The organism is Verrucomicrobiota bacterium, assembly GCA_037139415.1.
In the GTDB taxonomy this organism is placed as follows: Bacteria; Verrucomicrobiota; Verrucomicrobiia; order Limisphaerales; family Fontisphaeraceae; genus JBAXGN01.
Genome location: JBAXGN010000262.1, coordinates 1 through 8058, shown reverse-complemented (window position 1 = coordinate 8058; position 8058 = coordinate 1). Strand labels below are relative to the sequence as shown.

General features: G+C 60.9%; 6 protein-coding genes. All 6 read left to right on the top strand.

The features are described 5' to 3' along the window. The first annotated feature begins 198 nt into the window (after positions 1-198). Positions 199-2745 carry a DEAD/DEAH box helicase gene (locus tag WCO56_27525; GenBank protein MEI7733352.1) on the top strand — a complete coding sequence of 849 codons (2547 nt, stop codon included), beginning with the start codon at positions 199-201 and terminating at the stop codon, positions 2743-2745. Between the two features lie 93 nt (positions 2746-2838). Continuing rightward, on the top strand, positions 2839-4539 hold the full coding sequence (locus WCO56_27520; protein ID MEI7733351.1) for an iron ABC transporter permease: 1701 nt from the start codon (positions 2839-2841) through the stop codon (positions 4537-4539). A gap of 21 nt (positions 4540-4560) precedes the next feature. After that, positions 4561-5628: an AmmeMemoRadiSam system radical SAM enzyme gene (gene amrS, locus WCO56_27515; GenBank protein MEI7733350.1), complete on the top strand. Its 1068-nt coding sequence runs from the start codon at positions 4561-4563 to the stop codon at positions 5626-5628. Next, positions 5625-6434 (top strand): AmmeMemoRadiSam system protein B, encoded by an 810-nt coding sequence (gene amrB, locus WCO56_27510; GenBank protein ID MEI7733349.1) that lies wholly within the window; start codon positions 5625-5627, stop codon positions 6432-6434. Before amrS ends, amrB begins: the two co-directional genes overlap by 4 nt. A gap of 54 nt (positions 6435-6488) precedes the next feature. After that, positions 6489-6791, top strand: coding sequence for a hypothetical protein (locus tag WCO56_27505; GenBank protein MEI7733348.1), 303 nt, complete (start codon positions 6489-6491; stop codon positions 6789-6791). Between the two features lie 479 nt (positions 6792-7270). Continuing rightward, a complete protein-coding gene (locus WCO56_27500) occupies positions 7271-7774 on the top strand; it encodes a hypothetical protein (GenBank protein MEI7733347.1) in 504 nt (167 codons plus the stop codon). Positions 7775-8058 lie beyond the last annotated feature (284 nt).

Below are 8058 nucleotides of genomic sequence, written 5' to 3'. Positions count from 1 at the left end.
AATCCAACGGATGACCGACTGGGTCAAAACGCACCGTCACCTGAAGCTGGACCGGTTGCTGGGAACGCTCCGGGCCAAGCTGCGGGGGACGTGGAATTACTTGTGACGTGGCATCCCCAAAACATCTGCTTCAAATATACTGGCGCTCACTCAAACCATTCGCTTCCAACCAGCGTCCCCCTGCGCTATATTCCGCCTGTGCATACGGCGCTGGGCGAACAATTGGAAAATCTTGGCTCCCTGCAGCAGCAGATGGTCGTCCCCGACCTCTGGCAGCAGCAGGCGATCTCCGCATTGCGGGAAGGGCGGGATGTGGTGGTGCAGGCACCGACCGGCTCCGGCAAAACCCTGATCTTTGAGCTGTGGTCGCGGGAATGCAAACGGCGTGGGCAGGCCATTTACACGGTGCCCACCCGCGCCCTGGCCAACGATAAGCTCGCGGAATGGCGTGCGCGCGGCTGGAACGTGGGCATCGCCACCGGCGACCTCGCCGAAAACCTGGAAGCCCCCATCCTGGTCGCCACCTTGGAAACCCAAAAGAACCGGCTCATTCGCGGCGACGGCCCGGCCTTGTTGGTCGTGGACGAATACCAGATGATCGGCGATGAGGATCGCGGCTTGAATTACGAGTTGGCCCTGGCTTTGGCTCCCGCCAAAACCCAGTTATTACTGCTAAGCGGCAGCGTGGCCAACCCGCAGGATCTGGTGAAATGGTTGACGCGGCTGGGCCGCCAAGCCGTCCTGATCACGCACGACATTCGGCCTGTCCCCTTGGAAGAAGTGTACGTCAATCAGCTCAGCTTTCATCTGCCCAAGGAAATTCGCGGTTACTGGCCCGGCTTTTGCGCCCGAGTGCTCGCGGAAGACTTGGGACCCATCCTGATTTTTGCGCCACGCCGCGCGGCGGCGGAAGCCCTGGCGGCGGAACTGGCGCGCCATCTGCCGGTGCCCAATCCACTCACCTTGACCCTGGCCCAAAAACAACTCGTCGGCGAACACTTGGCCAAGATGCTCAAATCACGCGTGGTCTATCATCACAGCGGCTTGAGCTACGCCGTGCGGGCGGGCGTCATTGAGCCCCTGGCCAAAGCCGGCGCCTTGCGCGTGGTGGTGGCCACCATGGGGCTGGCGGCGGGCATCAATTTCTCGCTGCGCAGCGTCGCCCTGGCCGGTGAATCGTATCGGCGCGACCAGACCGAACAGCCGTTGCGGCCCGATGAAATCCTGCAAATGTTTGGGCGGGCGGGACGGCGCGGCATTGATGAGATGGGCTATGTTTTGGTGGGCGAGAATGAAATCCGGATGCGCGATGGTTACGCCAAACATCTTTACCGCAGCGGTATGGTGGATTGGAATGCGCTGCTGGGCCTGATGGCCGTCGCCGCCGAACAGGGGCGCGACCCGTTTGCCGAGGCGGTCCGGGTTCAGGAACGACTCTTCACCACCAAACCCGTCTGGCTCGGCGTCGAAGAATCCCTGAAACATCCGCACACACCCTGCAACTTGAAGACCGATGCGGAACGGGCGCGGCACGTGCGCAAAAAGGTGGTCCAGATACTGAACAGCCGTGGCGAATACGAAAACCTTCCCGCCTTCAAGGAGATGCCGTTGCGGGAAATATTCATCCTGGCCAACCCGGCGGAGCAAACGGATACAGTCTCCGTCGCCGAGACAGCGGGAGCCCCAAGCGCCCAAGTACCGGTGCTGTCCCCTGCCCTGTCCCAGCCTAATGCCCTGGAAAAAGTCGGGCATGGCCTGCTCGCCGTGCTCAGTGAAACGCCGGACGGTCAGCGCATTTACGGCCGCGCCATGACTGTCGCCGAACTCCTCAACGACGACCGGGTCTTGTTGGTCAAATGGATTCGCCGACTCACCAACTGGAGCGGACGGCAAGCTCCGCTCAGCCTCTGGGAACAAAAAATTGCTCCGCTGGTGGAACAGAAATTAGCGGCGCAAAAGCTGACCGTCACCCGCTTCGAGCGTCAGGGGCAAAAACTGGTCGCGCTGGTGAGTCTGGCTGACCTGACCCTGCGCGTCCCGGTGGATCGCCATGGCGTGGCCCTCTGGAAACCGCCGGAGCGCGAGGTGGTCGCCGCCGATTGCGCCAGTTGCCCGCTCATTGCCGTTTGCCGCGAATTATCCGCCGCCACCGGCGTGGCCATGCTCTGGCGCCGCCTTGGATTGGTGGACGCCGCCGGAGTGCCCACGCGGCGCGGCAAGATCATGAGTTTCTTCCATCAGGGCGACGGTCTGGCCATTGCCGCGGGGTTGGAGGACGAACGTTACCCGCTGGATGAATTCATCTATGACCTCGCCAATCTCGACGCCGGGTTCCGCTTCTGCGGCGAGGACAACCGCTGGGGCGGCGGTTTGGCGATGGCCTGCCAAAAACTCTTCGGCATCCAATGCATTCCGGGCTACCTGGAAAACGGCGTGCCGCCGGGATACGGCGCTGGCGCGGAGCAGATTGTGGCATCCGTCCACAAGAACCCCGACAGCAAAGCCGCCTTCATCCGGGAGTTTCTGGGGGCAGGCGACATTGACCGCGTCATCATCGAGTGGCGGAGCATGTTGCGCCAGGTCACCCACTCGCCGAAATTGGAATGGCCGCGCTGGCAGGCGCTGCAAGCCATGGCCAAAGGCATCCTGAACGAAACCGAATCCCCCACCATCACCGATCTGCCGCCGCTCGAATACCACCAGACCAAACGGGTGGACCACCGTTTAATTTTAAGAAGGCGCTGAAAACCCTTGCAGAACCACCCGTGCTCAATCACATAAGCGATCGGTTGCGTTTTTTTCCATTGAGCGGCGGGCTGAAGTTGCTACGCTGGCGCGGTGAAGAAGTATGATTTGAACTTTTCCACCGTTGCCTTCCTGGGCCTATTGCTGGCCTTTTTTGGCGCGTTCCTGTTTTATCCCATCAGCTTCATGCTCAAGGGCGCGTTCATCACGGATGGACACTTCTCCCTCGAATACTTCAAGCTGCTCCTCGCCAGCCCGCTGCAACGCGAGTCGCTGTATAACAGTTTCCGCATCGCCCTATTCACCACGGCGGTGGTCACCGCCATCACGCTGCCGCTGGCGCATTGGATGACCCGGTTCGATTTCCGCGGCAAGACCATCCTGAGCAGCCTTCTCCTGGTACCGATGATCCTGCCGCCGTTTGTGGGGGCGATCGGCCTGAAGCAGTTACTGGCCAAGTATGGCTCGTTGAATCTGGCACTGGTACACTTGGGGATATCGCCAGCGGAGTCGCCCATTGACTGGCTCGGGGCGGGCGGGTTCTGGGGGATTGTGATTTTGCAAGTGCTCAGCCTCTACCCCATTATGTACCTGAACCTCGCGGCCGCGATGGCGAACGTGGACCCCGCCTTGCGCGAGGCGGCGCAAAACATGGGAGCCAGCGGATGGCGGTTGTTCCGCAGCGTGACGCTGCCGCTGATCCTGCCGGGCTGGTTCGCCGGAGCCATCATCGTGTTCATCTGGGCGTTCACGGATCTGGGCACGCCGCTGATCTTCGGCTTTTCGCGGGTGGTACCGGTGCAAATCTTCGACACGGTAACCTCGATCAACACCAACCCCATGGGGTACGCGCTCGTCGTGTTCGTGCTGGTGCTGACGGTCGCGCTGTTCGTGTTGAGCAAGCGGGCGTTCGGCGGCAAACGGTACGAGATGATCGCGCGCGGGCACACGGCGGAGACCGCAGTGAAGCCAAACCTCAAGGAGGGCCTGCTGATCTGGGGCGCGACGGGCGCGCTGATCTTCCTGGCGTTGCTGCCACACTTCATGGTGATCGTGCAATCCTTCGCCGGACGCTGGTTCTTCAGCGTGTTGCCCGATGAATTCACCACCGCCAACTTTGGCGAGGTATTTTCGCACGGGGCGACGATCTCCAGCATCCGCAACAGTTTATTCTACTCCAGTCTCAGCTCTATGCTGGATCTGGTGCTGGGCGTGGTGATCGCGTGGTTGCTGACGCGGCGGCGGATTCCGTTTGCGGAGTTATTCGACGCGCTGGCCATGCTGCCGCTGGCGCTGCCCGGCATCGTGCTGGCGTTTGGCTACGTCGCGGGCTTCGACTTCAAGATTTCCTGGCTGAATCCGCGCGAGAATCCCACGTTGCTGCTGATCATCAGCTACAGCGTGCGGCGGTTGCCGTACATTGTGCGGTCGGCGTACGCAGGCTTCCAGCAGACGAGCATCACGCTGGAGGAGGCGTCCGCCAACCTCGGGGCCTCGCCCTTCCGCACCCTGCGCAAGATCACGCTGCCACTGGTGACCGCCAATCTCGTCGCGGGGACAATCCTGACGTTTGCGTTCGCCATGCTGGAGGTAAGCGACAGCCTCATCCTGGCCATGCGCGAGCAGTATTATCCCATCACCAAGATGATCTACCAGCACATGAGCCGCATTGAGCCGAACGCACCCGCCGTGGCGTGCGCCCTGGGCGTGCTGGGGATGATCTTATTGACGGCCAGCCTCTTCATCGCCGGCAAAATCCTCGGGAAGAAAATGGGCGCGCTGTTTCGGGCATAGTGTGGTAGATTGAGGCAGCGCATGAATGAAGCGGAGCAAGACCGTCTGGCGGCAACGTTGGACCAGTACGCGATCCCGGGGAAGCTATTCCGCCGGGAGTCGGGCAAGCTGCGCTGCGTGGCCTGCGGTCACCGGTGCCTGCTGGGCGAAGGCCGCCGGGGCATCTGCAAAGTGCGGTTCGTCAAGGAGGAGCAACTATGGGTGCCGTCCGGTTATGTGGCGGGCCTGGCCTGCGATCCGGTTGAGAAGAAGCCATTCTTTCATGTCTATCCCGGCAGCGACGCGCTCACGTTCGGCATGTTGGGCTGCGACTTCCATTGCGCGTATTGCCAGAATTGGAGCACCAGCCAAGCCTTGCGCGATCCGGACGCGGGCGCGCGCATCAAGGCAATCACCGCCGGGCAAATCGTGGCGGCGGCCCAGCGCGAGTCGGCGCGGCTGGTGGTCTCCAGCTACAACGAGCCGCTGATCACCGTTGAGTGGTCCGGCGCGATCTTCGAGCAGGCGCGGGCGGCGGGCTTCCTGTGCGCGTACGTCTCCAACGGCAACGCGACGCCCGAGGTGCTGGACTTCCTGAAGCCGTGGCTCGGGGCGTACAAAGTGGACCTGAAATGTTTCAATGAGCAGCATTACCGGGAATTGGGCGGGACGCTCGGCAACGTGCTCGACAGCATCCGCATGATCCACGCGCGCGGCATCTGGCTGGAAGTGCTGACGCTGCTGGTGCCGGGCTTTAACGACAGCGAAGCGGAGCTGCGCAGCATCGCGCGATTCATTGCGGGCCTCAGCCGGGATATTCCCTGGCACATCACCGCCTTCCATGCCGATTACCGCATGACGAATCCCGCCAACACCACCACGGACGACCTGATCCGCGCGGCGGAAATCGGCGTCGGCGAAGGGCTGCGCTACGTCTATGCCGGGAACCAGCCGGGCCGCGTCGGGACGTGGGAAGACACCCGCTGCCCCGGTTGCGGCGAAACGTTAGTGCGGCGGCAAGGCTACCATATTCAGGCCAACCGAATCACCGCCAGCGGGCAATGTCCGCGCTGCCAAACCGTTATTCCGGGCATCTGGGCCAAATCATGAAGTCCAAGCAATCCTCTCCAATCCGGCGCGCCGCCGTGGCGGGAACCTTCTACGAAGGCAACCCGGCGCGGCTCCGCAGCTCCGTGGAAGCGTATCTGCAATCCGGCCAGCCGTTGACCGACCCGCCGCCCAAAGGCGTCATCGCGCCTCATGCCGGGTATGTGTATTCGGGCCCCATCGCCGGCTCGGCTTTCGGCCATTGGTCGGCGGCCAAAGACACGATTCGCAAGGTGATCCTGCTCGGGCCCTCCCATTACGTGGCGTTTGACGGCCTGGCGCTGAGCCGCGCGACGCAATGGGAAACCCCGCTGGGCTTGGTGCCAGTGGATACCGCCGGAACTGAAGCCATTGCGGGCCTGAAATCCGTGCACTTCAACGAAGCGGCGCATGAAGAAGAACATTGCCTGGAGGTGGAACTGCCGTTCCTGCAATGTCTGCTGCCCCAATTCAGCATCGTGCCGGTGGTGGTGGGCGATGCCGATCCGGACGAGGTCGCGGCAGTGATTGACGCGCTCTGGGGCGGGCCGGAAACCGCCTTCGTCATCAGCTCGGACCTGAGCCATTACCTGGATTACGCGGCGGCCTGCCGCCTGGACCGCACCACGGCGGACGCCATCGAGGCGTTGGAGCCTGACCGCATCCATCCCCCGCAAGCCTGCGGGCGCCTGGCCATTCAGGGCTGGCTGCAAACCGTCAAGCACCGCCAGTTCAAGGCTGCCACCGCCGATCTGCGCAACTCCGGCGACACCGCCGGATCGAAAAACCGCGTCGTGGGCTACGGCGCGTTCACCTTCCGCGCGGTCTGAGCCGCCCTGCCCTTTTCCATTGCCTTCGCCGCGGGTTTTGGTTACAAACCCACCATGCAACGCACCCATTGTTTCCTGTCGCATGGTCACCCGGCCATGAATCACCTCTCGCTCATCCTTGCGCTGGGCGGCTCCCTCGCGTATGCCGACGACCTGCTCTACTGCCGCAGCGAAAAAGGCGCGGGCACCCTGGCCCTCGTCGTGGCCACCCCGGACGGCTACACCGAAAAAGGCCGCTTCGACCAACCCGAGCGCAGCAACAAAAATAGCTGGGCCCACCCCGTCGTCGCCGGTGGCCGCCTCTACCTGCGCGACCAGGAACTCCTGCTCTGCTACGATGTGAAGGGCGGGAAGTAAGCGCGCGCCCATTTGGCAAAGTTAGACGGCAAGACCGACATCACATGAAAAGCTCCATTGCATTTATCGGCATTTGCCTTGTAAGCATGTCGCTGACGACTGGTTGCGCCGCTCTGCACGAGCGGAGATCGAGCCAAGGGCGATACGATTACTGGAGCACCACTCATAGCCACATGGGTGGATGCGACCGATATTATATCGGCAGCAAATTCGACTGTTGGTTGGTTGACGGTAACGGATCTTCTACTGCCGGTGTGGTGTTCTGCTGCTTGGACCTGCCGTTCTCGTGCGTTGCCGATACAGTCCTTTTTCCATTGGATTTTACGCTGACCCAGCTTGATAGCCATTAAGAATAATTATTGTGATGTGAAGACTTTGCCGCCTAATGCGCAGCAGCAAACCCGGCTATCGCGCTCGGGTTGCAATCCACGCACCCCGTGGTCTTGGTCACTGAGCTTGAGTCGTTGGGCATTTTGAGTATGCGGGCTTATCTCTCCATACTCTACGCCGCTTGGGCTATAGTGTTTTTTGAAGGGTGTGTTTCTGTTTCCGTTCATCCGGCTCCATCAATACAACACCCCAAGGACGCGTGGGTGCGTTTTTCTAACATCGCTGATTTCATAGACGCGAAGGAAACCGATATTCTCGCCCCGGAACTGGTTCATCAGATTCCACAATTCAAAAGACCTGCTTCCGAACTCCTTTTAAGATGGAGCCCTTGCATTGAAATATCCTCAGCGAAGGCCACAGAATTATTTGGATACGCGTTAGCGCCGTCGCAGGGAAAGCGTTTATTTTTGACACGTGGCCTTTGCTGCAATCGAGAAACGGGAGACTTTGCAGTGATGTATTTTAGGGGCAGCCTTGAAGTCCAGCATTGTTCAATGGGATCAAGTTTCGGTCCAATGGAGCGCCAGCCGTTAATCCTAGAGTTACCTCAAAAGCCAAAACATGTTTATGTTTCATGCGCAGTATTACAATGAACTTTAGCATCTCTGGCACCCGCTTCGGGGTGCGCTCCCCTTTCTACGGTTTACCGGTGGTCGCGCCCCGTGCCCCTCGCGACCGACCGGCTACACGCTGTCAATCCTTTCGGATTGAGACTCCAATCCCCCGCTGGGTTGGGTGGCGGCGGATGGGGCAGAGCAACAATTCTGAAGGAATTGCGTCACCACAGGCCAGGGTTGGTTGCGGGGGCGAAGGGGGAGCAATCTACCCTTATATGTTCCCTGCGATGAATTTGATCACAAGCGTCATGATTGTCCGG

Excerpts from the sequence above, each read along its gene's own strand:
- amrS (MEI7733350.1), top strand. The coding sequence starts at position 4,561 with ATGAATGAAGCGGAGCAAGACCGTCTGGCGGCAACGTTGGACCAGTAC.
- amrB (MEI7733349.1), top strand. The coding sequence starts at position 5,625 with ATGAAGTCCAAGCAATCCTCTCCAATCCGGCGCGCCGCCGTGGCGGGA.
- WCO56_27505 (MEI7733348.1), top strand. The coding sequence starts at position 6,489 with ATGCAACGCACCCATTGTTTCCTGTCGCATGGTCACCCGGCCATGAAT.
- WCO56_27500 (MEI7733347.1), top strand. The coding sequence starts at position 7,271 with ATGCGGGCTTATCTCTCCATACTCTACGCCGCTTGGGCTATAGTGTTT.